General features: G+C 40.7%; 41 protein-coding genes. All 41 read right to left on the bottom strand.

What is annotated here, in order from left to right:
• Positions 1-20: 20 nt before the first annotated feature.
• The 41 genes from MHH87_RS17295 to MHH87_RS17495 all read right to left on the bottom strand — a co-directional run bounded on the left by MHH87_RS17295 (position 21) and on the right by MHH87_RS17495 (position 26019).
• Positions 21-329, bottom strand: a complete 309-nt coding sequence (locus MHH87_RS17295; protein ID WP_340750602.1) for a 2-keto-3-deoxygluconate kinase — start codon at positions 327-329, stop codon at positions 21-23.
• A gap of 237 nt (positions 330-566) precedes the next feature.
• Complete coding sequence (gene rpsI / locus MHH87_RS17300) at positions 567-959, bottom strand: 30S ribosomal protein S9 (RefSeq protein ID WP_340750604.1); 393 nt, start codon at positions 957-959, stop codon at positions 567-569.
• 28 nt (positions 960-987) lie between these two features.
• Positions 988-1425, bottom strand: coding sequence for a 50S ribosomal protein L13 (gene rplM / locus MHH87_RS17305; RefSeq protein ID WP_340750606.1), 438 nt, complete (start codon positions 1423-1425; stop codon positions 988-990).
• 264 nt (positions 1426-1689) lie between these two features.
• Positions 1690-2445, bottom strand: a complete 756-nt coding sequence (gene truA / locus MHH87_RS17310) for a tRNA pseudouridine(38-40) synthase TruA (protein ID WP_340750608.1) — start codon at positions 2443-2445, stop codon at positions 1690-1692.
• 14 nt (positions 2446-2459) lie between these two features.
• Positions 2460-3257 (bottom strand): energy-coupling factor transporter transmembrane component T family protein, encoded by a 798-nt coding sequence (locus tag MHH87_RS17315; RefSeq protein ID WP_340750610.1) that lies wholly within the window; start codon positions 3255-3257, stop codon positions 2460-2462.
• A complete protein-coding gene (locus MHH87_RS17320) occupies positions 3254-4126 on the bottom strand; it encodes an energy-coupling factor ABC transporter ATP-binding protein (protein ID WP_340750611.1) in 873 nt (290 codons plus the stop codon). The genes MHH87_RS17315 and MHH87_RS17320 overlap by 4 nt, the downstream gene beginning before the upstream one ends.
• The gene (locus MHH87_RS17325) at positions 4102-4947 is read right to left on the bottom strand and encodes an energy-coupling factor ABC transporter ATP-binding protein (RefSeq protein WP_340750613.1); all 846 of its coding nucleotides are present in this window, start codon (positions 4945-4947) and stop codon (positions 4102-4104) included. The genes MHH87_RS17320 and MHH87_RS17325 overlap by 25 nt, the downstream gene beginning before the upstream one ends.
• A 440-nt stretch (positions 4948-5387) precedes the next feature.
• On the bottom strand, positions 5388-5768 hold the full coding sequence (rplQ, locus tag MHH87_RS17330; RefSeq protein WP_340750615.1) for a 50S ribosomal protein L17: 381 nt from the start codon (positions 5766-5768) through the stop codon (positions 5388-5390).
• Positions 5769-5819: 51 nt separating this feature from the next.
• Positions 5820-6764 carry a DNA-directed RNA polymerase subunit alpha gene (locus MHH87_RS17335; protein WP_340750618.1) on the bottom strand — a complete coding sequence of 315 codons (945 nt, stop codon included), beginning with the start codon at positions 6762-6764 and terminating at the stop codon, positions 5820-5822.
• 141 nt (positions 6765-6905) lie between these two features.
• Positions 6906-7295: a 30S ribosomal protein S11 gene (rpsK, locus tag MHH87_RS17340; protein WP_340750619.1), complete on the bottom strand. Its 390-nt coding sequence runs from the start codon at positions 7293-7295 to the stop codon at positions 6906-6908.
• A 26-nt stretch (positions 7296-7321) separates the two neighbouring features.
• Complete coding sequence (rpsM, locus tag MHH87_RS17345) at positions 7322-7687, bottom strand: 30S ribosomal protein S13 (protein WP_340750621.1); 366 nt, start codon at positions 7685-7687, stop codon at positions 7322-7324.
• A 24-nt stretch (positions 7688-7711) separates the two neighbouring features.
• A complete protein-coding gene (gene rpmJ / locus MHH87_RS17350) occupies positions 7712-7825 on the bottom strand; it encodes a 50S ribosomal protein L36 (protein ID WP_000868344.1) in 114 nt (37 codons plus the stop codon).
• A 37-nt stretch (positions 7826-7862) separates the two neighbouring features.
• Entirely contained in the window at positions 7863-8081 is a 219-nt protein-coding gene (gene infA, locus MHH87_RS17355; RefSeq protein WP_016839390.1) for a translation initiation factor IF-1, read from the bottom strand.
• A 425-nt stretch (positions 8082-8506) separates the two neighbouring features.
• The gene (locus tag MHH87_RS17360; protein WP_340750623.1) at positions 8507-9160 is read right to left on the bottom strand and encodes an adenylate kinase; all 654 of its coding nucleotides are present in this window, start codon (positions 9158-9160) and stop codon (positions 8507-8509) included.
• 63 nt (positions 9161-9223) lie between these two features.
• Complete coding sequence (secY, locus tag MHH87_RS17365) at positions 9224-10519, bottom strand: preprotein translocase subunit SecY (RefSeq protein ID WP_340750626.1); 1296 nt, start codon at positions 10517-10519, stop codon at positions 9224-9226.
• Positions 10519-10959 (bottom strand): 50S ribosomal protein L15, encoded by a 441-nt coding sequence (rplO, locus tag MHH87_RS17370; RefSeq protein WP_340750628.1) that lies wholly within the window; start codon positions 10957-10959, stop codon positions 10519-10521. The genes secY and rplO overlap by 1 nt, the downstream gene beginning before the upstream one ends.
• Before the next feature lie 32 nt (positions 10960-10991).
• A complete protein-coding gene (gene rpmD / locus MHH87_RS17375) occupies positions 10992-11174 on the bottom strand; it encodes a 50S ribosomal protein L30 (protein WP_340751043.1) in 183 nt (60 codons plus the stop codon).
• A 10-nt stretch (positions 11175-11184) separates the two neighbouring features.
• Positions 11185-11685, bottom strand: a complete 501-nt coding sequence (rpsE, locus tag MHH87_RS17380) for a 30S ribosomal protein S5 (RefSeq protein WP_340750630.1) — start codon at positions 11683-11685, stop codon at positions 11185-11187.
• Between the two features lie 21 nt (positions 11686-11706).
• Positions 11707-12066 carry a 50S ribosomal protein L18 gene (gene rplR, locus MHH87_RS17385; RefSeq protein ID WP_340750632.1) on the bottom strand — a complete coding sequence of 120 codons (360 nt, stop codon included), beginning with the start codon at positions 12064-12066 and terminating at the stop codon, positions 11707-11709.
• Positions 12067-12103: 37 nt separating this feature from the next.
• Positions 12104-12643, bottom strand: coding sequence for a 50S ribosomal protein L6 (rplF, locus tag MHH87_RS17390; RefSeq protein ID WP_340750634.1), 540 nt, complete (start codon positions 12641-12643; stop codon positions 12104-12106).
• A gap of 30 nt (positions 12644-12673) precedes the next feature.
• Positions 12674-13072, bottom strand: a complete 399-nt coding sequence (rpsH, locus tag MHH87_RS17395; RefSeq protein WP_340750636.1) for a 30S ribosomal protein S8 — start codon at positions 13070-13072, stop codon at positions 12674-12676.
• 30 nt (positions 13073-13102) lie between these two features.
• Positions 13103-13288 (bottom strand): 30S ribosomal protein S14, encoded by a 186-nt coding sequence (gene rpsN / locus MHH87_RS17400; protein ID WP_008406949.1) that lies wholly within the window; start codon positions 13286-13288, stop codon positions 13103-13105.
• Between the two features lie 21 nt (positions 13289-13309).
• Positions 13310-13849, bottom strand: a complete 540-nt coding sequence (rplE, locus tag MHH87_RS17405) for a 50S ribosomal protein L5 (protein ID WP_340750638.1) — start codon at positions 13847-13849, stop codon at positions 13310-13312.
• A gap of 28 nt (positions 13850-13877) precedes the next feature.
• Complete coding sequence (gene rplX, locus MHH87_RS17410; RefSeq protein WP_340750640.1) at positions 13878-14186, bottom strand: 50S ribosomal protein L24; 309 nt, start codon at positions 14184-14186, stop codon at positions 13878-13880.
• 37 nt (positions 14187-14223) lie between these two features.
• On the bottom strand, positions 14224-14592 hold the full coding sequence (rplN, locus tag MHH87_RS17415; protein ID WP_008406955.1) for a 50S ribosomal protein L14: 369 nt from the start codon (positions 14590-14592) through the stop codon (positions 14224-14226).
• Between the two features lie 44 nt (positions 14593-14636).
• Positions 14637-14900 (bottom strand): 30S ribosomal protein S17, encoded by a 264-nt coding sequence (gene rpsQ / locus MHH87_RS17420; protein ID WP_340750642.1) that lies wholly within the window; start codon positions 14898-14900, stop codon positions 14637-14639.
• 18 nt (positions 14901-14918) lie between these two features.
• The gene (gene rpmC, locus MHH87_RS17425; RefSeq protein ID WP_004233646.1) at positions 14919-15119 is read right to left on the bottom strand and encodes a 50S ribosomal protein L29; all 201 of its coding nucleotides are present in this window, start codon (positions 15117-15119) and stop codon (positions 14919-14921) included.
• Positions 15109-15543 (bottom strand): 50S ribosomal protein L16, encoded by a 435-nt coding sequence (rplP, locus tag MHH87_RS17430; protein WP_340750644.1) that lies wholly within the window; start codon positions 15541-15543, stop codon positions 15109-15111. Before rplP ends, rpmC begins: the two co-directional genes overlap by 11 nt.
• A 1-nt stretch (position 15544) precedes the next feature.
• Complete coding sequence (rpsC, locus tag MHH87_RS17435; protein ID WP_340750647.1) at positions 15545-16201, bottom strand: 30S ribosomal protein S3; 657 nt, start codon at positions 16199-16201, stop codon at positions 15545-15547.
• Positions 16202-16204: 3 nt separating this feature from the next.
• Positions 16205-16549, bottom strand: a complete 345-nt coding sequence (gene rplV / locus MHH87_RS17440; RefSeq protein ID WP_188227236.1) for a 50S ribosomal protein L22 — start codon at positions 16547-16549, stop codon at positions 16205-16207.
• Between the two features lie 22 nt (positions 16550-16571).
• A complete protein-coding gene (rpsS, locus tag MHH87_RS17445; protein WP_004233637.1) occupies positions 16572-16850 on the bottom strand; it encodes a 30S ribosomal protein S19 in 279 nt (92 codons plus the stop codon).
• Between the two features lie 60 nt (positions 16851-16910).
• Positions 16911-17741, bottom strand: coding sequence for a 50S ribosomal protein L2 (rplB, locus tag MHH87_RS17450; protein WP_340750650.1), 831 nt, complete (start codon positions 17739-17741; stop codon positions 16911-16913).
• 49 nt (positions 17742-17790) lie between these two features.
• Entirely contained in the window at positions 17791-18075 is a 285-nt protein-coding gene (gene rplW, locus MHH87_RS17455) for a 50S ribosomal protein L23 (RefSeq protein WP_340750653.1), read from the bottom strand.
• A complete protein-coding gene (gene rplD, locus MHH87_RS17460) occupies positions 18075-18698 on the bottom strand; it encodes a 50S ribosomal protein L4 (RefSeq protein ID WP_340750655.1) in 624 nt (207 codons plus the stop codon). Before rplD ends, rplW begins: the two co-directional genes overlap by 1 nt.
• Before the next feature lie 26 nt (positions 18699-18724).
• Positions 18725-19354 (bottom strand): 50S ribosomal protein L3, encoded by a 630-nt coding sequence (rplC, locus tag MHH87_RS17465; RefSeq protein WP_340750658.1) that lies wholly within the window; start codon positions 19352-19354, stop codon positions 18725-18727.
• A 47-nt stretch (positions 19355-19401) separates the two neighbouring features.
• Positions 19402-19710: a 30S ribosomal protein S10 gene (gene rpsJ / locus MHH87_RS17470; RefSeq protein WP_008406970.1), complete on the bottom strand. Its 309-nt coding sequence runs from the start codon at positions 19708-19710 to the stop codon at positions 19402-19404.
• Positions 19711-20055: 345 nt separating this feature from the next.
• Positions 20056-21387, bottom strand: coding sequence for a Na+/H+ antiporter family protein (locus MHH87_RS17475; RefSeq protein ID WP_340750660.1), 1332 nt, complete (start codon positions 21385-21387; stop codon positions 20056-20058).
• A gap of 114 nt (positions 21388-21501) precedes the next feature.
• Positions 21502-23487, bottom strand: coding sequence for an ABC transporter permease (locus MHH87_RS17480; RefSeq protein ID WP_340750662.1), 1986 nt, complete (start codon positions 23485-23487; stop codon positions 21502-21504).
• Entirely contained in the window at positions 23477-24238 is a 762-nt protein-coding gene (locus tag MHH87_RS17485) for an ABC transporter ATP-binding protein (RefSeq protein WP_340750664.1), read from the bottom strand. The genes MHH87_RS17480 and MHH87_RS17485 overlap by 11 nt, the downstream gene beginning before the upstream one ends.
• Before the next feature lie 105 nt (positions 24239-24343).
• Positions 24344-25345 (bottom strand): sensor histidine kinase, encoded by a 1002-nt coding sequence (locus MHH87_RS17490; protein ID WP_340750666.1) that lies wholly within the window; start codon positions 25343-25345, stop codon positions 24344-24346.
• The gene (locus tag MHH87_RS17495) at positions 25342-26019 is read right to left on the bottom strand and encodes a response regulator transcription factor (protein ID WP_340750668.1); all 678 of its coding nucleotides are present in this window, start codon (positions 26017-26019) and stop codon (positions 25342-25344) included. The genes MHH87_RS17490 and MHH87_RS17495 overlap by 4 nt, the downstream gene beginning before the upstream one ends.
• Positions 26020-26125 lie beyond the last annotated feature (106 nt).

Genomic DNA, 26125 nt, shown 5'->3' on the forward strand with positions numbered 1-26125 from the left:
TCATTATGTAGTAGAATACACTACTCTTCCTCTACTCGTTCTTGCTGTTCTTCGACAACTTCCTCTAAACAAAACGCTACTTTAAATTCATCCATTACCGTTTCAATGGCCTTTAATTCACCAGCGATGACTGGTTGAATGGATTTCAGCTCAGTAGATTCGAGCTGACGCTTTAATGTATCCCTTTTCGTGATTAGTTGTTGATAAAATTCTAATACGCGCCCGCGTCTGAATGTTTGCGCACCGCCTCGACCTCTTCGTCCGTCGCGACGACCTTCTTCTCCTGAATGCGGTCCGCGATGAGGTCTTTCACCAAACTCTTTTTTCACAAAATCACCTTCCTTATGAGCATAATTGTATACATTTGTATACATTCAATCAATTCAATTAACAAAAAGTGGTAGATTTTACACGTTACGCAGCAATTTTAACCGTGAGAAAGAAACATCTCGCCCCAATACGAAGCGAGATGACGTCCTTTATTATGGAGGTAAGCAAGTTATCCTTTCTTAACCACAAAAAAAACCTCCCAAGCAAATGCTTGAGAGGTTTCCAATTCGCAAAAATTAACGTTTTGAGAACTGAGGTGCACGACGAGCGCCGCGTAGACCTGGTTTTTTACGTTCTTTCATGCGTGAATCACGTGTTAATAATCCAGCAGCTTTAAGAGCTGAACGGAAATCTGGATCTACTTGTAATAAAGCACGTGCGATACCGTGACGGATAGCACCAGCTTGACCTGTGAATCCACCACCGTTAACGTTAACGTGGATATCATAGCTTCCTTTAGTTTCAGTAGCTACTAAAGGTTGGTTGATGATTAAATGTAAAGTTTCGTATGGTAGGTAATCCCCGATTTCACGGTTGTTGATTACAATGTTACCTTCGCCTGGTACTAAACGTACGCGAGCAGTAGAGCTTTTACGGCGACCTGTGCCGATGTATTGAACTTGTGCCAAGGGTATGTCCTCCTATTATTTTAGTTTATTAACCACGTAGCTCGTAAGCTTCTGGTTTTTGTGCTGCGTGTGGGTGCTCTGTGCCAGTATAAACGTTTAATTTAGTAAACATTTTACGACCTAAAGAGTTTTTAGGAAGCATCCCTTTGATTGCTAACTCAAGCATTTGAGTTGGGTATTTCGCTTTCATTTCGCCAGCTGTACGTTGTTTTAAACCACCAGCGAATTGAGTATGACGGTAGTAAATTTTACCTTCTAATTTGTTACCAGTTAAATGAATTTTCTCCGCGTTGATGATGATAACGTGATCACCTGTGTCAACGTTTGGTGTGAAAGTTGGTTTATGTTTACCGCGTAAGATAGAAGCTACTTCAGAAGCTAAACGTCCAAGAGTTTGGCCTTCTGCGTCGATTACTAACCACTTACGGTCTACTTCGTGGCCTTTAGCCATGAAAGTTGTGCGCATGTTTGTATCCTCCTAATCGATATTAATTACCGTTATTTTTCATTATTCTTCACTTATAAGTTTCGGGGCTTATTATGTGGTGGTAATGAAAATACCATACATCATCATATAATGTATCCTATCTAAAGTCAAGGGATTTAATTGAACACCTGGAGATGTTGTTAAACCCATATAAATCACGCTTTAGCCTATTTTCGTCTTAACTTTAAACGTAATTGCTTTAAAAAAAATTGTGATTACTATGTCAAAATTGGCTGCTAATATTTAGTAGCGGCCTTCTTCATAAAACACTTTTTCTAAGTACAAGCCATGTGCTGGCGCGGTTTTCCCAGCATTGTTGCGATTTTTAGATGCAATCACCTGTGGAATACTTTTCGCTTCACACTTGCCCATGCCAACTTCCCAAAGTGTCCCTGCAATGATACGCACCATATTGTATAAGAAACCATTGCCTTCAATCGTCATATGCAGCTCTTCACCATGCCACTCAAACTGTAGCGCATACACTGTACGGACTTTATCAATCACACTTGTATTGGCCGCACAGAAGCTAGAAAAATCATGCTCGCCTAAAATTGCACCGGCTGCCTCACGCATTGCTTCAATATTCGGTTTCACCCCGTTTGTCTCCACTGTATAGTGACGACGGAACGGACTTTGGACCGGCGCGCAGTCCCAAATATAACGGTAGCGCTTACCGCTCACATGATAGCGCGCATGAAAGTCCGGTGGTACTTCTTCAATCGTGTGCACGCGAATATCACGTGGCAGTTGCACATTGAGCGCTTTCATATATTTTTCAAGTGGAATCGCTAACGGCGTATCAAAATGAATCGTTTGCCCGGTCGCATGTACACGTGCATCTGTACGACCACTTGCTGTAATCTTTACAAGTGCCCCCTTATGCATGACCTCGAGCACCTTTTCAATTTCAAGCTGTACGGTACGTTCCCCTGGCTGTACTTGATAGCCAGAAAAGGCTGTACCATCATAGCTAATCTTTGCCTTTAAACGTCTCATAACAATCTCCTTAGTTAACTACGATAGAAGAACAGTAATGCGCCCATTGCTGCAAGACCTACTAAACTAATCGTATCTTTCACGTCCCATTTCAGCTGACGATAACGCGTACGCCCTTCGCCGCCTCGATAGCCGCGCACTTCCATCGCCGTCGCTAAATCTTCAGCGCGTTTAAACGCACTAACGAATAGCGGCACGAGCAATGGTACGACGGCTTTAAGACGATCCTTAATTGGACCTGCACTCAAATCCGAGCCACGAGCCATTTGAGCTTTCATAATTTTATCTGTCTCATCCATTAAGGTTGGAATGAAGCGCAGTGAGATGGACATCATCAGCGCCAGCTCATGTACAGGTAGTTTAATCTTCTTGAATGGATTTAGTAATGTTTCAATACCATCAGTAATCGAAATCGGTGACGTCGTTAATGTCAAAATTGATGTAATGAACACGAGTACTAAGAAACGAATTGAAATGAATATCCCCTGCTTCAAACCTTCTTCGTAAATTTTTAAGAAGCCCAGATCTAAAATGACCGCACCTTCACGTGTAAACAACACATGTAATAGGAATGTAAACACCATGAGGATAATGACCGGCTTTAGTCCATTTATTAAAAAGTATAGACGAATGTGCGACAGTAAAATCACAAAGAGTGTAAATGCTAGTAGTAGACTATACGTTACTACGTTATTAGCAAGAAACACAACAATAATAAACGCAAAAACGAATACGAGCTTCGAGCGCGGGTCTAACTGATGTACGAATGAGTTCCCCGGTATGTACCGACCAAAAATCATTTTCTCCATCATTGTACGTCACGCCCCTTTCGGATCATGCGTCCAATTTCTTCGGCAAGCTCTTCCTCTGTTAAACAAATTTTCGGAAGTTGTGTATTCATGAGCTTCTCTATTTTACGCTGGAAACGAACGATACGCGGTGGCTCTAAGCGGAATTTTGCAAGTGACTCTGTGTCTGCAAAAATTTCATGCGACCCACCTGTTAGCACACATTTACCTTCGTACATAATCGCAATATGGTCTGCATAACGTGCCGCATCTTCCATACTATGTGTAACAAGGATTGTTGTTAGTCCTTGCTCCTTATGCAATTTATAAAACATATCCATAATTTCTTGTTGCCCGCGTGGATCAAGTCCGGCTGTTGGCTCATCTAATACGATTACTTCAGGCTCCATTGCAAGTACCCCCGCAATTGCTACGCGGCGCATTTGCCCTCCTGATAAATCAAATGGTGATTTCTCTAGTACCGAATCCGGTAAGCCAACGAGTCCAATAAGCTCACGCGCACGGCGCTCAGCTTCTTCAGCTGTCACTCCAAAATTCATTGGGCCAAACATAATATCCTTTAATACGGTTTCTTCAAATAGCTGATGCTCAGGAAATTGGAATACAATGCCAACCTTTTGACGAACTGGCTTTAACTCCTTTGCCTTCTTGCCAGCCTCAATGACACGGTCACCAATATGCACCGTTCCTGATGAAGGTTTCAGTAGCCCGTTAAAATGCTGAAGGATGGTTGATTTACCTGAGCCCGTATGACCGATAATTGCTTGGTATGCTTGATGCGGGATAGCCAGTTCTACATCATGCAGCGCATATTTTTCAAACGGTGTGCCTTTTGAATAGGCATAGCTTACTTGTTGAAGTTTGATGTCCATAGATCATTCACCAGCTCTTCTTCTGTCATATGTTGTCCTACTAGTTGTACGCCTTGCATCTGCAAAAGCTTGGTCATTTTCATTGCAAAGGGTAAGTCTAAGCCAAAATCGACTAGTTTGTCTCCTAGTGCAAAAATTTCTGACGGTGTACCTTCTGAAAACTTCTTACCGTCATTCATGAAGAGAATGCGATCGGCTAAAATCGCCTCTTCTAAATCATGTGTAATCGATAACACCGTCAACCCGATTTTCTCACGCAGTGCTTGTACAATTTGCAGTACTTCGTCACGCCCTTGTGGATCCAGCATGGATGTCGCTTCATCTAAAATGAGTAGCTGAGGATGCATCGCTAGTGCACCAGCAATGGCCACACGCTGTTTTTGTCCACCTGATAAATGGTGCGGCTCATGGTTGAGGAATTTCTCCATCTTTACTTGTGCAAGGGACTCATGCACACGTTCAACCATTTCCTTATACGGCACGCCGTTATTTTCTAAAGAGAAAGCAACATCATCTTGCACTGTTGCTCCTACGAATTGGTTATCTGGATTTTGGAATACCATGCCGATTTGCGAACGAGTTTTCCAAAGGTTTTCTTCTGTAAGTACACTTTTTAATACGCGCACTTCCCCGTCTTCTGGGAATAATAAGCCGCTCATTAATTTGGCCATAGTCGATTTACCAGAACCATTATGTCCAACGATGGCAATCCATTCTCCTTTTTTTACGGAGAAGGAGACATTTTGCACGGCTTTACGTGCTTCCGGTTTATCCGGCGTATAGGAAAAAGTTACGTTGTTAAATGATAAGATTTCTGTCACGCTGCTCTGCTCCTCTCTTTCTCAGCTCTACTAATAAAATTACACTGTTTTACATATGGACGCTACCCTTTCCTAGGAAACATTGAAAGAGTACATATATAAAAATAAAGCACGTTTGCACACGCGCTTTATTTTTATATATGTATAGGAAAAATTTTGAAAATTTTATAAATAAAAAAGCGCGCACCTCATTCAGAGAAATGCGCTTGTCGTTACATTTACAAGAGATTCAGGTGCTCAAGCCCGAATATCTGTTGAATGAGGTGCGGAGAGCTAAACGAGACGCCACACAGATGTGCCCGCTCATCATAACGCTCAGCTTAATTATTGTCGTATAAATCGTATAAAAACTAAATCTGTCTTACAAAAGCAGATTTATATATAAAAGGGCACCCGGATTCAACCGGTGAACCGGGCACCCTTTTCACCAAACATTAAGATTAAACTAATTCAATCACAACGATAGGCGCGCCGTCTCCACGACGAGGACCTACTTTAAGGATACGAGTGTAACCACCTTGACGCTCTGTATAACGTGGTGCAACATCATCGAATAATTTTTGTAATGCGAATGAAGTAGCTTCGTTACCTTCTGCGTCAGTAGTAGTTACTAACTCACGACGGATGAATGCAGCCGCTTGACGACGAGCATGTAAATCTCCGCGTTTACCTAAAGTAATCATTTTTTCAACAGCTTTACGTACTTCTTTAGCGCGAGCTTCAGTAGTTTCAATGCGCTCGTTGATGATTAAATCAGTAGCTAAGTCACGTAATAACGCTTTACGTTGAGAACTTGTACGACCAAGTTTTCTGTAACCCATGGACGTTTCCCTCCTTTATTCATATCTGATCTAGCTTATTTTAAAGTTCGCTTAGTCTTCTTTACGTAATCCTAAACCAAGCTCTTCTAACTTCGCTTTAACTTCTTCTAAAGACTTACGACCTAAGTTGCGTACTTTCATCATGTCGTCTTCTGACTTGTTAGCTAACTCCAGTACCGTATTGATACCAGCGCGCTTTAAGCAGTTATAAGAACGAACAGAAAGATCAAGCTCTTCGATAGTCATCTCTAATACTTTTTCTTTTTGATCTTCTTCTTTTTCGACCATGATTTCAGCAGTTTGTGCTTCGTTCGTCATGCCTACAAAGATGTTTAAATGCTCGGTTAAAATTTTCGCTCCAAGCGAAATCGCCTCTTTCGGACCGATGCTGCCATCTGTCCATACATCAAGTGATAACTTATCGTAGTCAGAATTTTGTCCAACACGAGTGTTTTCAACTTGGAAATTGACGCGTGAAACTGGAGTGTAAATAGAGTCGATCGGGATCACGCCAATAGGAAGATCCTCACGTTTGTTTTGATCAGCAGGAGTATAACCACGGCCGCGTTGTGCGTACATACGCATACGTAAATGACCGTTTTTAGCGATTGTTGCAATATATAGATCTGGATTTAAAATTTCAACGTCACTGTCATGTGTTATGTCAGCAGCTGTAACCGTTCCGTCACCCTTCACATCAATCTCAATGACTTTTTCTTCGTCAGAGTAGATTTTTAAAGCTAGCTTTTTAACGTTTAAGATAATTGATGCAACATCTTCTACAACGCCTTCTACAGTAGAGAATTCGTGTAATACGCCGTCAATTTGAATTGACGTAATAGCAGCTCCTGGTAATGAAGACAGAAGGATACGACGTAAAGAATTACCCAAAGTATTTCCATATCCGCGCTCTAGCGGTTCTACAACAAACTTGCCATATTTGGCAGCTTCGCTGATCTCCACTGTTTCAATCTTTGGTTTTTCAATTTCGATCATTCAATTTACCCTCCTTCAAAACATCAAATGTATAGGTTCATACCATCATAGTTGTCGATCTTTGATTGACCGTTAAAATGCACAAGACTTTTGCACAAAAGAAATGATGTACTTAAGAGTTATACCCTTAAGCTGCACCCATTACACGCGACGACGTTTTGGTGGACGGCAACCGTTATGAGGAACTGGAGTAACGTCTTTAATAGCAGTTACTTCTAAACCAGCAGCTTGAAGTGCACGAATTGCAGCTTCACGACCAGAACCAGGACCTTTAACAGTTACTTCCAACGTTTTCAGACCATGCTCAATTGAAGTTTTTGCAGCAGTTTCAGCAGCCATTTGCGCAGCAAATGGAGTTGATTTACGTGATCCACGGAAACCTAACGCACCAGCTGAAGACCAAGATACTGCGTTACCTTGCATATCTGTAATCGTTACGATTGTATTGTTAAATGTAGAACGGATGTGTGCAATACCAGCTTCGATATTCTTTTTCACACGACGTTTACGAGTTTGTTGTTTACGAGCCATGTTAAGAAGGAACCTCCTTTACTTAATTATTTTTTCTTGTTCGCTACAGTTTTACGAGGACCTTTACGCGTACGCGCATTGTTCTTCGTATTTTGACCACGAACAGGTAAACCACGACGGTGACGGATACCACGGTTACAACCGATGTCCATCAGACGTTTAATGTTTAGTGAAATTTCGCGACGTAAGTCACCTTCCACTTTTAGCGAGTCTAGTTGCTCACGGATTAGGTTTAATTGATCTTCAGTTAAGTCGCGTACGCGAGTATCTTCAGCGATACCTGCAGCAGCTAATACCTTTTCAGAAGTCGTTTTACCAATACCGTAAATGTAAGTTAAAGAAATTACCACGCGTTTGTCGCGAGGAATGTCAACACCAGCAATACGTGCCATGTACGTTGTGCACCTCCTTATTAATTACCCTTGTTTTTGTTTGTGTTTAGGATTTTCACAGATTACCATTACTTTACCGCGTCGGCGAATTACTTTACATTTTTCGCAGATCGGTTTCACAGATGGTCTCACTTTCATCTAACCTAACCTCCTTAGTAGTCCGGAGTGCAAAAGATTATTTAAAACGGTATGTGATACGACCGCGAGTTAAATCATAAGGAGATAACTCAATAGTAACCTTATCTCCAGGTAGAATGCGGATAAAGTGCATACGAATCTTTCCAGATACGTGTGCAAGCACAGTGTGCCCATTTTCTAATTCTACCTTAAACATCGCGTTTGGCAAAGTCTCAACAACTGTCCCTTCGACTTCAATTACATCGTCTTTCGCCATCAACTCTCGTCTCCCTTCTATATGCAAATTCAGAACTCGAAAAATCGAGGTCATGCAACTGTTTTCTCCTATTAAGAAGCAACTCGTCTCAACATATGTTTGGATTGTATGAGAGATGTTCGATAAGACGCTCGTCTGGTTTCGCTTCACACAATCCATGGAATGAACAGTATCCGGTAAAGGAACTGTATCCCTTATGTTAACACGATAGCCGGAATGTCTTGGATGAGAGATTCATACCCGTTACACAGATGCTTCCACGAAACCCATTATACATTGTTTAAGATGTCATCACACAATGAAGTGCTCAACCTTAATGTTCAGTATATACCGGGCACAATATGCTTTTGCAACTCTCAAAAAATTATGTTTCGTTGTTGCCTCCGCACGCCTCCCGCGGAAACTCTCTAGCGCCCGGGCGGGTATCAGCTACGGCTGCTCTTTAATAGAGCATCTAGATCAGCAAAAACTTTTGAAATGTCCTGCTGTCCATCAATATTTGTAAGAACACCTTTTGCTTGATAGAAATCAAGTAACGGTTGTGCTTGGTTCATATTTACTTCCAGACGGTTTGCAACTGTATCAGGATTGTCATCCGCACGAGTGTATAACTCTCCGCCTTCTTTATCACATTTCCCTTCCTCAGCAGGAGGATTGAAAATTAAGTGGTAAGAAGTGCCGCAAGTTTTACAAATACGACGGCCGCTTAAACGTGCTACTAATTCATCTTTTTCAACTTGAATATTGATCGTATGTTCAATACCACGGTTAAGATCTTCAAGAATGCTATCTAGAGCCTCTGCTTGAGGAACTGTGCGTGGGAATCCGTCTAATAAGAATCCTTTTTCGCAGTCTGCTTGAGCCAGTCGCTCACGAACGATACCAATTGTTACTTCATCAGGAACTAAAGCTCCTTGATCCATAAACGATTTAGCCTGTAAGCCTAATTCTGTGCCATCTTTAATAGCAGCACGGAACATGTCGCCTGTAGAAATATGAGGGATTGCGTACTTCTCAACAATTTTGTCAGCCTGTGTACCTTTACCGGCACCAGGTAAACCCATTAAAACGATATTCATACGTAATTGCTCCCCCTTAAAACTTAGCTGGCTCAGGAAACATAACGTTTCCTAAAACCAACATTATTTCATAAAGCCTTTATAGTGGCGTTTCACTAATTGCGACTCTAATTGTTTCATTGTTTCAAGCGCAACACCGACTACGATAATTAAACTTGTTCCCCCAATTTGAGCCGAAGCCGGAAGGTTCATAAAGTTAATAAAGATAATTGGCATTACTGCAATGACACAAAGGAAAATCGCACCAACGAAAGTTAAGCGATAAAGAACTTTAGTAAGATAAGCTTGAGTGTCATTACCTGGGCGAATACCCGGGATATATGCACCTTGCTTTTTCAAGTTGTCGGCTACATTTTCCGGATTCACTTGAATGAATGCATAGAAATATGTGAATGCCACGATCAACGATACGTAAATTAACATCCCAACCGGTTTTGAATAATCAAACGTATTTGTGATGAATTCTGTTACGTTATTTTGACCGAAGAACGTTGCTAAAGTTTGCGGTGTAACAATAAACGCCACTGAGAAGATTACCGGAATAACCCCTGCAGCATTTACTTTTAACGGTAAATGCGTTTGTTGCGCACCAACTTGAGGCGAACGCCCCGCAACTCGTTTTGCATATTGAATCGGAATTTTACGCAACGCTTGTTGAACGTAAATTACCCCAACTACAACAGCAAGTAGCACTAAAACGAGTAATGCTAAGATTACAATCTTAATAAAAAGTTGTTCCCCCGCACCTTCAATTTGTTGTGCATAAATTTGGTTTACTGCATTTGGAATCGCCGCAACGATACCACCGAAGATAATAATAGAAATACCATTACCAACTCCGTTTGCAGTAATTTGTTCAGATAACCACAATAGGAATGCAGTACCAGCAGTAAGAACGATTGAAATCGTTATATACGATCCAATACTAGTGTCTGTAATCAATGATCCGCCGTAGAACTGGTTAAACCCAAATGACATTGCGAAAGATTGTATAAAGGCTAGTACGATCGTAAAGTAACGAGTGAACTGAGTCAACTTACGTCGTCCCACATCACCTTGTTTCGCCCATTCAGCAAACTTCGGTACAACGTCCATTTGTAGTAACTGGACAATAATTGAGGCTGTGATATACGGCATAATTCCCATCGCAAAGATCGAGAAGTTTGCAAGTGCACCACCACCAAACGTATTAAGGAAACCTACTAAGTTAAACTCATCAGTTGCCTTTAATACATTAGAGTCAACGTTTGGTACCGGGATGAATGTCCCGATACGAAAAACGATTAACATTAAAAGTGTAAAGATGATTTTATTTCTTATATCTCGAACGCGCATAAAGTTAGAGATCGTCTGAAACATTAAATCACCTCTGTTGTTCCGCCAGCGTTTTCGATAGCTTCTTTAGCAGAAGCAGAGAACTTGTGAGCTTTAACAGTAAGCTTAGTAGAAAGCGTACCGTGACCAAGAATTTTAATTCCTGCTTTTTCATTGCTCACAACACCAATTTCTAGTAATAATGCAGGTGTTACCTCTGCACCATCTTCGAAACGGTTTAACGCATCAAGGTTAACGATCGCGTATTCTTTACGGTTAATGTTCGTAAAGCCACGTTTAGGTAAACGACGGAATAAAGGGTTTTGACCACCCTCGAATCCAGGACGAACGCCGCCGCCAGAACGAGAGTTTTGACCTTTATGACCTCTACCTGCAGTTTTACCGTTACCAGAACCGATACCACGACCTACACGGTTACGTTGTTTACGAGAACCTTCTGCGGGTTTTAACTCATGAAGTTTCATATGGGAGCACCTCCTTGTTCAATGATGTGAAATTAAATTTCTTTAACTGTAACTAAGTGAGCTACTATTGTTAACATACCGCGAATAGCTGCGTTGTCAGCCTGTTCAACAGTTTGGTTAAGTTTACGTAAGCCTAAAGCTTCAACAGTTTTACGTTGTCCCGGTTTAGAACCGATAACAGATTTAGTAAGGGTGATTTGTAATTTAGCCATTATAATTCCCCCCTTATCCTAATATTTCTTCCACTGATTTACCGCGAAGTTTTGCAACGTCCTCTACGCGTTTTAATTCAGTTAAACCTGCTACAGTTGCGCGCACCATGTTAATTGGTGTGCTTGAACCTAGAGATTTTGAAAGAATATCAGTAATACCAGCAAGTTCAAGTACTGCACGTACTGGACCACCAGCGATAACTCCTGTACCAGGAGCTGCAGGTTTAATTAAAATTGAACCTGCACCGAAGCGACCTTGCACTAAGTGTGGAGTAGTTCCACCCACGCGTGGTACTTCGATTAAGTTTTTCTTCGCGTCTTCAACGGCTTTACGGATTGCATCTGGAACCTCTTGGGCTTTACCAGTACCAAAACCTACATGACCATTTTTATCTCCAACAACAACTAGTGCTGTGAAGCGGAAGCGACGACCACCTTTAACAACTTTAGCAACACGGTTAATAGTAACTACGCGTTCTTCAAGTTCTAATTTGTTTGCGTCAATGCGACTCATGAAGTATGTCCCTCCTTCTTATTAAAATTCTAAGCCGTTTTCACGGGCAGCTTCAGCTAGAGCTTTCACACGTCCATGATATAAGTAACCACCACGGTCAAATATAACAGCAGTAATATTTTTTTCAACAGCGCGTTTAGCGATGATTTCGCCGACTTTAGCAGCAGACTCTACGTTTGCTCCAACACCTTCAAAAGATTTTTCTTGAGTGTTAGCAGAAACTAAAGTTACGCCAGCTACGTCGTCGATTAATTGTGCATAAATGTTCTTGTTAGAACGGAATACGTTTAAACGTGGACGTTGAGCAGTACCCGAAATCTTAGAACGAACACGCCCATGACGTTTTTTACGAACTTGATTTTTGTCTTGTTTCGTAATCACAGAGGTCACTCCTTTCTAAATTAATGCTTAAGCAGCATTATTTACCTGTTTTACCTTCTTTACGACGAACGATTTCGCCTTCGTAACGAATCCCTTTACCTTTGTAAGGCTCTGGTGGACGTACGTCACGGATGTTAGATGCTAATGCACCAACGCGTTCTTTAGAAATACCTTTAACGATGATTTTAGTGTTCGAAGGAACTTCGACTTCTAAACCTTCTTCAGGTGTGAACTCTACTGGATGAGAGTAACCAACGTTCAGCACAAGTTTTGAACCTTGTAATTGAGCACGGTAACCTACACCGATAAGTTCTAGAGAACGAGTGAAACCTTCAGAAACACCAGTTACCATGTTAGCTAGTAACGCACGAGTTGTACCGTGGTTAGTACGATGTTCTTTCGATTCAGATGGACGTGATACAGTTAAGATCGCGCCTTCTACTACGATTGTCATATCTTTATGGAATTGACGAGTTAATTCGCCTTTAGGACCTTTAACAGTAACTACGTTATCAGCAGCGATTTCGATTGTTACGTTAGCAGGTACCTCGATAAGTTTTTTACCTACGCGAGACATATTGTTGCACCTCCATTCATTTATTGCTAATTACCAAACGTATGCTAAGATTTCTCCGCCAACTTGTTTAGCGCGAGCTTCTTTATCAGTTAATAAACCTTGTGAAGTAGATACTAAAGCGATACCAAGACCGTTTAATACTTTTGGTACTTCATTTGTTTTAGCATATACACGTAGACCTGGTTTAGAGATACGTTTAAGACCAGTAATTACACGCTCGTTCTCTTTTCCATATTTTAAGAAAATACGGATGATACCTTGCTTATTGTCTTCTACGTACTCCACGTCACGTACGAAACCTTCACGCTTTAAAATTTCAGCGATCTCTTTCTTAACGTTAGAAGCAGGAACCTCTAACTTCTCGTGACGAACCATGTTCGCATTACGAATGCGAGTCAGCATGTCTGCAATCGGATCAGTCATTGTCATGAAAATTTACCTCCTTCCCAAATTAGGGGATTACCAGCTGGCTTTTTTAACGCCAGGAATTTGTCCCTTATATGCAAGTTCACGGAAACAAATACGGCAAAGTTTAAATTTGCGATATACAGAGTGTGGACGGCCACAGCGTTCACAACGTGTATATTCTTGTACTTTAAATTTTTGCGTGCGTTGTTGTTTAACGATCATTGATTTTTTAGCCACGTTTTCGCCCTCCTTGTTTTATTACTTTTGGAACGGCATACCGAACTGTGTTAATAACTCGCGAGCTTCTTCGTCAGAATTCGCAGTAGTTACGATCACGATGTCCATACCGCGTACTTTTGAAACTTTATCGTAATCGATTTCTGGGAAAATTAACTGTTCTTTAACACCTAGAGTGTAGTTACCGCGACCGTCAAATGCTTTTTTAGAAACACCACGGAAGTCACGTACACGTGGAAGTGCGATAGAAATTAATTTGTCCAGGAATTCATACATACGCTCACCGCGTAATGTAACTTTAGCACCGATTGCTTGACCTTCACGAAGACGGAAACCAGCGATAGATTTTTTAGCTTTAGTTACTACTGGTTTTTGACCAGTGATAGTAGTTAATTCTTCAACAGCTACATCAAGTGCTTTAGAGTTTTGAACAGCATCACCAACACCCATGTTGATAACGATTTTGTCCACTTTAGGCAATTGCATAACTGACGTATATTCAAACTTGCTCATAAGAGCAGGTGAAACTTCATTTAAATATTTTTCTTTTAGGCGGCTCATGTTTGTACCTCCCTTCTCATTTTACTTATTAGTCGATTACTACACCTGATTTTTTTGCAACACGAACTTTTTTGCCGTCTTCGATCTTGAAGCCTACGCGAGTCGGCTCGCCAGATTTCGGATCAATTAGCATTACGTTCGAAACGTGGATTGCAGCTTCTTGAGATACAATCCCACCTTGTGGGTTAAGTTGGTTAGGTTTAACGTGTTTCTTAACGATGTTTACACCTTCAACAAGAACGCGGTCTTGTTTAGGGAAAGCAGCTAAGATTACGCCTTCTTTACCTTTATCTTTACCAGTAATAACTTTTACTTTGTCGCCCTTTTTAACATGCATTATGTGTCGCACCTCCTTGATTGGTACTGTCATGAAATTAAAGAACTTCTGGAGCTAGGGAAACGATTTTCATGAAGTTGCCATCGCGTAATTCGCGTGCAACTGGTCCGAAAATACGAGTTCCGCGTGGTGATTTATCATCTTTGATAATTACGCAAGCATTCTCGTCAAATTTGATGTAAGTGCCGTCTTTACGACGAGCACCTGATTTAGTGCGAACGATAACAGCCTTAACAACGTCACCTTTCTTGACAACGCCACCTGGTGTTGCTTTCTTAACTGTACAAACGACGATATCGCCGATGTTAGCAGTCTTACGTCCAGAACCACCAAGCACTTTAATTGTTAATACTTCACGTGCACCTGAGTTGTCAGCAACTTTCATACGACTTTCTTGTTGGATCACTTAGGTTACCTCCCTTCGGAAATTGGTATGTTCCGAATTAGTTATTAAATAATAACCGCTTTTTCTACAACTTCCACTAGGCGGAAACGTTTCGTAGCTGATAGCGGGCGAGTTTCCATGATACGTACGATATCACCGATTTTCGCTTCGTTTAACTCATCATGAGCTTTAAACTTTTTAGAGTACTTTACACGTTTACCATAAAGCTTGTGCTTTTTGTGTGTTTCGATTAAAACAGAAATTGTTTTGTCCATTTTATCTGAAACTACGCGGCCCGTGTAAACTTTGCGTTGATTACGCTCAGTCATACTTGAAAACCTCCTTTATCAGTTATTTGCACTGATTTCTCTTTCACGAATCACAGTTTTCATACGTGCGATCGCTTTGCGAACTTCACGGATGCGAGCTGTGTTCTCTAATTGACCAGTCGCCAATTGGAAGCGAAGGTTGAAAAGCTCTTCTTTCAGTGATTTCACTTTTAGTTCAATTTCAGAAGTGGCAAGGTCACGGATTTCATTAGCTTTCATTAGATTCACCACCAGTTTCTTGACGTTTTACGATTTTGCATTTCACAGGAAGTTTGTGTGATGCTAAACGAAGTGCTTCACGTGCGATCTCTTCAGATACACCAGCAATTTCGAACATTACTTTTCCTGGTTTTACTACTGCTACCCAGCCTTCTGGAGAACCTTTACCAGAACCCATGCGGACTTCTAGAGGCTTTTTAGTATAAGGCTTGTGCGGGAAGATTTTAATCCAAACTTTACCGCCACGTTTCATGTAACGAGTCATTGCGATACGGGCTGCTTCGATTTGACGGTTAGTAATCCAGCTTGCAGTTTGTGCTTGTAGGCCAAACTCACCGAAAGTTACTTCTTTACCGCCTTTCGCTTCACCACGCATGTTACCACGGTGTTCACGACGATATTTTACGCGTTTAGGTAATAACATATTATTTGCCTCCTTCCACAGAGTTCTTTTTAGTAGGAAGGACTTCACCACGATAGATCCATACTTTAACGCCTAATTTACCATAAGTAGTGTCAGCTTCTGCGTGTGCATAATCAATGTCAGCACGTAGAGTATGAAGTGGAACAGTTCCTTCGCTATAGTGTTCAGCACGCGCGATATCAGCGCCGCCTAGACGACCAGATACTTGCGTTTTGATACCTTTTGCACCAGCGCGCATTGTGCGTTGGATTGATTGTTTTTGAGCACGACGGAAAGATACGCGGTTCTCAAGTTGACGAGCAATATTTTCAGCTACTAATTTAGCGTCAAGATCAGCACGTTTAATTTCAACGATGTTGATGTGTACACGCTTGCCAGTTAAATCGTTAAGATATTTACGTAAGTTTTCAACTTCCGTACCACCTTTACCGATAACCATACCTGGCTTCGCAGTGTGAATTGTGATATTTACGCGGTTTGCAGCGCGTTCGATTTCTACTTTAGATACAGATGCATCTTTAAGTGTTGATTCGATATATTTACGAATTTTGATGTCTTCGTGAAGTAAAGTCGCGTAGTCCTTCTCAGCGTACCATTTTGACTCCCAGTCACGAATAATACCAACACGTAGTCCTATTGGATGTACTTTTTGACCCACGGATTAACCCTCCTTCTTCTCAGATACCACGATAGTGATGTGGCTTGTGCGTTTGTTAATAGCGCTTGCGCGTCCTTGTGCACGTGGACGGAAACGTTTTAATGTTGGACCTTCGTCAACGAAGACTTCAGATACAACTAAGTTATTGATATCTAACTCGTAGTTATGTTCAGCATTTGCAACTGCAGATTTTAATACTTTCTCAACGACTGGAGACGCCGCTTTTGGAGTATGACGTAAAATTGCAACTGCTTCACCGATTTGCTTGCCTCGGATTAAGTCTACTACTAGACGAACTTTACGAGGAGCGATACGAACTGTACGAGCGATAGCTTTAGCTTGTGTCATTAGGAATTACCTCCTCTCAAAATTAGCGTCTTGTTTTCTTATCGTCTGCACCGTGACCTTTGTAAGTACGTGTCGGTGCGAACTCACCTAGTTTGTGACCTACCATATCTTCTGTCACGTATACAGGAACGTGTTTACGTCCGTCATATACTGCGATTGTTAAACCGATGAAGTTCGGGAAGATAGTAGAACGGCGAGACCAAGTTTTAATAACTTGTTTTTTCTCAGAAGCCTCTTGTGCTTCCACCTTTTTCATAAGGTGGTCATCAACAAACGGTCCTTTTTTCAAGCTGCGACCCATTTAGGAACCTCCCTCCGTGACGCCACCACGGTTCTCGAATAGAACCGTAGTAATACCACATTATTTTTTACGACCACGAATAATAAACTTAGAAGTTTTATTTTTCTTTTTGCGTGTTTTGTAACCAAGAGCTGGTTTGCCCCATGGTGTCATTGGAGATTTACGTCCGATTGGAGAACGTCCTTCACCACCACCGTGTGGGTGATCGTTAGGGTTCATTACAGAACCACGAACAGTTGGGCGTTTACCTAACCAACGAGAACGACCGGCTTTACCGATGTTGATAAGTTCGTGTTGTTCATTACCTACTTGACCAATTGTAGCACGGCAAGTTGCAAGAATTAAACGTACTTCACCAGATTGAAGACGAACGATAACATATTTACCTTCACGACCAAGTACTTGCGCAGAAGTACCAGCAGAACGTACTAGTTGTCCACCTTTGCCAGGTTTTAACTCGATGTTATGGATAGTTGTACCCATTGGAATGTTAGCTAATGGTAATGCGTTACCCGCTTTAATATCTGCCTCCGGACCTGAAACGATCGTTTGACCTACTTCAAGACCTTTTGGAGCTAGGATATAACGCTTTTCACCGTCAGCGTAATTAATTAATGCGATATTCGCAGAGCGGTTTGGATCATACTCGATTGTAGCAACGCGTCCTGGAATGCCATCTTTAAGACGTTTGAAATCGATAACACGGTATTGTTTCTTGTGACCACCACCGTGATGACGAACAGTAATTTTACCTTGGTTATTACGACCAGCTTTGCGTTTAGTCGGTTCTAACAGTGATTTCTCAGGCTTGTTAGTTGTGATTTCAGCAAAGTCAGATGAAGTCATGTTACGACGTCCATTTGAGGTTGGTTTATACTTTTTAATCGCCATGTGTTTTCCCTCCTTCTTGATTGTTCAATTGAAAATCCTTATCGGATTATTAGATTTCGAATAATTCGATTTCTTTGCTATCAGCAGTTAATTTAACAATTGCTTTACGGCGTTTGTTAGTGTACCCACCGAATTTACCAACGCGTTTGAATTTACCTTTGTAATTCATAACGTTGACTTTCTCAACTTTAACGCCGAAGATTTCTTCGATAGCGTCTTTTACTTGAGTTTTATTAGCGCGAGTGTCTACTTCGAAAGTGTACTTTTTCTCTGCTAAAATTTCTGAAGAACGCTCAGTAATGACCGGACGTTTGATGATATCACGTGCTTCCATTATCCAAGCACCTCCTCAACTTTTTCTACTGCAGCTTTAGTGAATACAACTTTTTCGTGACCTAATAGGTCTAAAACGTTGATTCCTTCAGCTGTTAAAACTGTAACACCAGGGATGTTGCGAGCTGATAATAATACGTTTTCGTTTAACTCAGCAGTTACGAAAAGCGCTTTTTTGTTGATTTCTAATGCAGCTAATACTGCTTTGAAATCTTTAGTTTTTGGTGCATCTAAAGTTAATGCATCAAGTACTAAGAAGTTTTGTTCTACAACTTTAGCTGATAAAGCTGATTTAAGAGCTAAACGACGAACTTTCTTCGGTAATTTGTAGCTGTAGCTACGTGGAGTTGGTCCGAATACGATACCACCACCGCGCCATTGTGGAGAGCGGATAGATCCTTGACGAGCACGACCAGTTCCTTTTTGACGCCATGGCTTACGACCACCACCAGCAACTTCAGAACGATTTTTCACTTTGTGATTACCTTGACGTAAAGATGCGCGTTGAGCAACAACTGCGTCGAATAATACAGCTTCATTCGGCTCGATTCCGAAAATCGCATCGTTTAATTCGATTTCGCCTACTGAAGCACCTGTTTGACTAAGTAAAGATACTTTTGTCATTCCTGTTTCCTCCTTTCTTCGAGAAATTATTTAGATTTAATAGCAGTCTTAACTGTTACTAATGCTTTTTTAGAACCAGGAACATTACCTTTAACAAGTAGTAAGTTGCGTTCTACATCAACCTTAACGATTTCAAGGTTTTGAATAGTAACAACCGTTCCACCCATTTGTCCAGGTAATTTCTTTTGTTTAAATACGCGGTTCGGAGCAACTGGGCCCATTGAACCAGGACGACGGTGGTAACGAGAACCGTGGGCCATAGGACCACGAGATTGTCCGTGGCGTTTAATTACACCTTGGAAACCTTTACCTTTAGTAACACCTGTTACATCAATTACATCGCCTTCTGCGAAAATTTCTACCTTGACTTCTTGACCAACTTCGTAAGCCGCTACGTCTAGGTTGCGGAACTCACGGATGAAGCGCTTAGGAGCAGTGTTCGCTTTTGCTACGTGCCCTTGAGCCGGTTTGTTTGAAAGCTTAATACGCTTATCTTCAAAACCAACTTGGATTGCTTCGTAACCATCTGTATCAACAGTTTTCTTTTGAAGTACTACGTTTGGAGTAGCTTCGATTACTGTTACCGGGATTAAATCGCCGTTTTCAGCGAAAACTTGAGTCATACCAATTTTTCTACCTAAGATTCCTTTAGTCATTTGTCACACCTCCTGTAAATTTTGAAAAGATTATATTGTTTTTACCATTAAAGTTTGATTTCGATATCAACGCCAGATGGTAAATCAAGCTTCATTAACGCATCAACAGTTTGTGGTGTCGGGTTAACGATGTCGATAAGACGTTTATGTGTGCGCATTTCAAATTGCTCACGAGAATCTTTGTACTTATGAACCGCACGTAAGATTGTATAAACAGATCTTTCAGTTGGTAGCGGGATTGGACCCGATACGCCAGCACCTGAACGTTTCGCAGTTTCAACGATTTTCTCAGCAGATTGATCAAGGATACGGTGATCATACGCTTTTAAACGAATACGAATTTTTTGTTTTGCCATTACTTTCCCTCCTTCTCGCCTATTTTCTAGACATTCTCCACGAAAATTTCTCCTACACACCGCCATGGCAAAGCGGCCGGGTGTGTCGGCAACCTCTCGCTTCATCGCAGTCAAAGACCAACATTCAACATTATATACAATAAAAAAAGAATAAGCAAGTGTTTTAGCAAAATTCTTTTTGAAATAGTATATGGTGTTGTTTATATATAGTAAACCGCTCTTTTTGAGCCGTTTTCTAGTATATAAGAGAATCGTTCATTTGACAACTAAAAAGGTATTACCTCTTTTTACAAGAAAAAGAGACATACCTTTTGAAGGCTCTCGCAATTTATCTTTTCTTCTATATTAAGAGAAGAACATCACTGCCGACCAACCGAATACAATTAACGGAATATTAAAGATTAAGAAAGTCGGAATACATGTATCACGAATATGATCGTGCTGCCCATCCACGTTTAAACCCGCTGTAGGTCCTAGTGTTGAGTCCGATGCTGGTGACCCTGCATCACCTAAGGCACCTGCCGTTCCGATTAATGTGATGATTGCAGCAGTACTTAAACCAAACTCTAACGAAATCGGAACAAAAATTGCGGCGATAATCGGAATCGTTGCAAATGAAGAACCAATCCCCATATCAATTAATAAACCAATTAACAACATGATTAATACAGCTAAGCCTTTATTATCACCAAGAAGATTCGTTGCTGCATTCACTAAGCCATTAACGTGTCCTGTATCCGTTACTACTTGTGCAAAACCACTTGAAGCAATCATAACTAGTCCGATAAATGCCATTAAACGCATTCCGTCTGTTAATACTTGATCTGCATCCTTCCATTTGAGGACACCTGTGATGTATAACGTCATGATCCCTACTAATGCTCCTAAGAACATTGCCCCTGAAGTCGTTGGTACGATTGCTGGGATTTGCACGATTACCGCTGCTAGTAATGCAATGATCGTGAAAATAATATTTTTCTTACTAATTGTTACTTCAATTACCGCTTCCACTTCAACATCTTTGTACTGACGGGGCTTACGGAAAACGACGAACGCAATGATTAAACCCACAATCATTCCAACTGCTGGAATTAGCATTGGTCCATAGACATCTGATTTTGTAATTGCAAGTCCTGCATCTGTAATATTGTTCGCAACAATGCCTTGGTACACTAAACCAAACCCAAACGGCAAACTCATATAGGGCGTAATTAAACCAAACGCTAAAATACATGCAATTAATCGACGATCCACTGCCATTAAGTTTAGAATCTTAATGATTGGCGGAATTAATAATGGAATAAACGCAATATGAATGGGAATTAGGTTTTGAGAGAAAACCGCCATTAGTAAGATTACGATGAATACTAACGCTTTAGCCAAACTTGCTTTTTGGGCCTCCCCTTCACGTTTTACAAGCTTTAGTATGGACGAAACAAGTAATTCTGAAATACCTGTTTTTGAAATTGCGATTGCTAGTCCGCCGAGCATACCATAACTAAGTGCTACTTCTGCACCGTCTCCTAATCCACCTACGAATGATATAAGCGTTTCATCTAAAGTCATGCCTGCTGTTAAACCACCAGCTAGAGCACCGATTGCTAAGGAAAATACAACGTTGATACGTAATACACTCAGTACTAACATCACGACAACGGATACGATAACTGCATTCATAACGACACTCACTTCCATGTACTAAATTACTAATGTGTTAAAGTATATTGTTCACCCAATTAAAAGTCAACGGCAAAAACCGCCGATTAACAAAATATCGACGGCTTCTAATAATTATAAGGATTCATTAATGACTTTTTTATAATAATTTAGTGATAATACGGCAAATATAATATACATTACAATATACAGCGCCACTGTCACTAGAAGTGGTGTAACAAGCTCTGTTCCAAACATCCACCAGCCTGATTTTACCGCATAATAGCTATGTAGCAAACCAACTAAAAGCGGCACACCAAAATTAAAAAGCTGTTTGGCATAAATTCCGCGTAATATTTCCTGCTGGGTAAAGCCAATCTTACGTAATATCGTATACGCATCGCGTTCTTCTTCTGCTTCGGACATTTGCTTAAAGTATAAAATGCTACCCGTTGCAAGTAAGAAGGCCAACCCGAGGAAGGCTGTTGTAAAAATAACCACGCCTAATGACTGAATCGTAGACATCCTTGCTTGCTCGTAGGACACTTGGTTGCGTGTATTTAACTGTTGAACACCATCTTCATCTTCCAAATAAAACTCATGGTGATTGGCTCCTGTCTCGTTATATAGCTGTTCCGTACGGTCAATATCCAAGTGATCTAAAATGGTTATCGAGTGTTGCGTATCCCAAACGAGGTCTTCAGAATGGTTCACCAATTCAATAAATAGGTCATCATTTACAACTAGTATCGGGCTTCCTCCTGATATCACACCGCCAAGAACATAATCTTTGCGAATATCGCTAACATGTACACTATACGTATCCTTCCCTGCGTGTACGGTAACATCTCGGTCTGATTGGAGTGGCATTAACTGGGACATGGCATTATTATAGTTTGTAAACACTACTTCCCCCGTTGCCAATGAATAGTTGGGTGCTAGCTGCTGAAAATCCGTTAACGGAATGACAGGGATCTCTGTATCTTCTTGATTTAGATTATTTGATAGTGTACTGTCAGAAAATAAGTCTTTAACAGATACAGTTACCGCTTTTAAATGATACGTCATCATCTCATAGGCAATAGCCTCTTCTTCCAATGCCGTTAAAAATGCATCCCCGTTATCATCATAAAAAGTATAATCCGTTGGGGATGAGCTTTTTGCTGTTTCTCCCGCTGAATAATAGGCAATGTATGCTAGTGTTGTAATAGCCAAAGACACAGCAGTTAAAACTGTTATCAGCGTCAGTGACTTTGCATTGCCTTTCATACGATGCATAATCGGTGTCACTGCAAGCACATCGAATGGTGTTAAATGGCCATTTTTCTTTACACGAATTAGATTCATGACAAATGAAACAGAAAAACGGAAGACAAGGAATGTTCCACCGATTGTTGTCGCTAAAATAACAACCATTTTTAAGAGTAAATTGCTCCCCATATCAATAACAAATAGCTGCGTAGATGCATAGTAGCCATAAATAATAAGCACTAGCCCAACGGCACCAACAATCATCTGTACCGGACTAAAACGCCTCACACGCTCATCGGCCTGCTTCGACGCTGTAAATAAAGATAACAGTGACATGCGGCGAATCATCCACACCATCTGCACTAAAATAATTCCGAGTAAAATCGCAAATACCATTAATGACTGCTGCAAGGCCTCTACGCTAAATGTCATTGCCACAACAGCATCTTGCTCTAATACTTTTAGTAAAATCATCGCAAACAGTCGCGAGCTTAAAAAGCCGACAACCATTCCTATTATTACCGCACCGCTAAATAAAATAATATTTTCTAGTGCGATTAAACGAAAAATCAACCCTTTCGTCATCCCGATTAACTGATACATCCCTATCTCCTTACTGCGACGTTTCATAAATAAATGATTCGCATACAGCACGAAAAATAAAATAATAAAGTACAGCATATACGTGGCAGCGCCAAACCCAGCAGTCGCAGTGCCACTCTTTGCAACAGTCGTAGCAATCGTTTGATTATATTGCAGTGTCACAAATGAAAAATACAGTGTGACACTAAAAATAAGTGCGAAAAAGTATAAATAATAATGCTTTATATTTTTTACCATACTGCGAAAGACAAGCTGATTAAGCGTCATAGCCATCACCACCTAGCACACTTTGTGTATGCAAAATTTGTTGGAAGAACTTTTGGCGCGTCTTATCTCCTTTATACAATTCTGTATAAATCGCTCCGTCCTTTAGGAACAACACACGTGAGCAGAAGCTAGCTGCAACCGCATCATGTGTTACCATCATAATCGTTACCTCCTGTTCGTTATTAATACTCGCCAAATTTGTAAGTAAATCTGTTGCGGCCTTTGAGTCCAACGCACCTGTTGGCTCATCTGCAAAGACAATCGACGGTTTCGAAATCAATGCACGCGCAGCAGAAGTACGCTGCTTTTGACCACCAGAAATTTCATTCGGATATTTATTCACAATATCCGCTATGTTTAAAGTCCCCACAATGTCCTGAAAACGACTTTCTACTGCGGCTTTTGGCATTTTTGTAATCGACAACGGCAATAAAATATTCTCTTTAACCGTTAGCGTATCTAACAGATTATAGTCTTGAAAAATAAAGCCGAGCTGTTCGCGACGAAATTTCGCAAGTTCCCGCTCTTTCATTTTTTGCAGCGGCTGCCCGTTAATCTCAACTACTCCCTCTGTTACTTGGTCAATCGAGCATAACACGTTAAGAAGCGTTGTTTTCCCTGAACCAGAAGCGCCCATAATGCCGACAAACTCCCCTTTACCTACTTCTATATCAATACCCCTTAATACTTCCTGTGCCATAAACTTTTTACCGTATGTTTTTTTGATTTTACGCCCTATTAATACACTCATAGCCAAACATCCTTTCTTATTCTGTTGTTACTCATATTGTACACAATAGCAATTAGCGTTTCGTGCGATTTACATGACAAAGCAAAACGGCACATGACAATTTCGTCACATACCGTAAGACTGAATATATTCATTTTGAATTGGGAAACGAAGTGTAAACTGCGTGCCTTTCTCGTACTGCGAGATTACCTCGATCTGTATACCGAGCTTGTGGGCTGCATTTTTTGCTAAATATAGCCCCATTCCTGTAGCAGCTGCCGATTCTCGCCCAACTGTTCCTGTATAGGATTTATGGAAAATACGTGGAAAATCATCTTTTTTTATACCTATCCCTTTGTCTTTAATATGTAGCAGTACATGCTGGTCTTCATGCGTTGTAAAAATACGAATTTCTTCATTAGAAGGACTGTATTTCACCGCATTTGATAATAATTGCCTTACAATAAAGCCTGCCCACTTTTTATCCGTTACAACCGTTTCACCTAACTCCTCAACGTCAATGCCAATACCCTTTTCCATGCACCAAGCCTGCATTTCACGTATTTCCTGGTACACAATCTTACGCAGAGTAGTCTTCTCCATACGGTTGTCCTTTTCAATGGTTTGCAAACGTGTCAAGTGAAGTTGTTGGTCTAATAATAAATATACACGGAGCCACTCATGCTCTAAACGCGTTTTCAATTTTAAATCTTTAACCTGCTCAATCATTAGTTTTAATGCAGTCAGTGGGGCCTTCACCTCATGTACCCAAGCTAATAGATCGTCCGTTTCTTCCTGTAGCTGTACCTTCAATTCATTTACTGTCGCTTTTGTTTCAACAAGCTGTTCCATAAAACTTTCAATATACAATGCTTGAAACGACGAAAGCTTCGAGCGTTTAATTTGCTCTAACGAACCGCTTTGTAACAAATCAAGCATTAAAGATCGTTCCTTTATATAACGCCAGCTTAAAAAAAGGAAAAATAGCACGGTGTTCACAACATTAAAATAATAAATGGATATAGAGGAAAATCCAGAGTCAATTACAAACGCAATATTCATCCAAGCAACTATGACTAAAAAAAAGCAGATCCACGCTGCGTACTCCTTTAGAAATGCCCAAATCATTGTGTCACCGCCATATAACCAAGCCCTTTCTTCGTCACAATAACATCAGTTAATCCAATCTCCTCTAAACGTTGACGTAAACGATTCACATTAACCGTTAACGTATTGTCATTGACAAAGCGTTCATCATCCCATAATTTACGCATTAACTCATCCCGCGAGACAATTTTATCGGTACTCTCTACTAACACCCGTAAAATATAGAGCTCATTTTTCGTTAGATCAATGGTCTGTCCATTAGAACTAACAACACTTCGCATATAGTCAATGGTAGCGCCATTCCAACTATGTAAGTCAGACTGTTCCTCTTTGTAATCATATGTTCGACGAAGCAGTGCCTGAACTTTGGCTAGTAGCACTTCCATATGAAACGGCTTCTGTACAAAATCATCTGCACCCATTTGCATCGCCATAACCATATCCATTGGATGATCACGCGAAGATAAGAAAATAATTGGCACTTTCGAACGTGCTCGAATCTCACGGCACCAATGAAACCCGTCATACGCCGGAAGTTGAATATCGATAATGACTAGTTGTGGTTGCTGTATTAGGAAATCATCCATCACCTTTTGAAAACTCAAAGGACTTGTTACATCCATAGACCATTGTTCAAAACGCTCCTTCACAAGTTCAAAAATTGATGAATCATCTTCTATAATAAAGATTTTCATACAACTCCCCCTTTTATAAGTTAGTTTAACACTTTAAAAATTTGCTAGACACAAATCACTTCCTTAAAAAGGAAATAATTTACTTCGCTAGGGAAACCCAAACATT

Origin of the sequence: Solibacillus sp. FSL H8-0538, assembly GCF_038003525.1 — a bacterium.
Lineage (GTDB): Bacteria > Bacillota > Bacilli > Bacillales_A > Planococcaceae > JBBOPI01.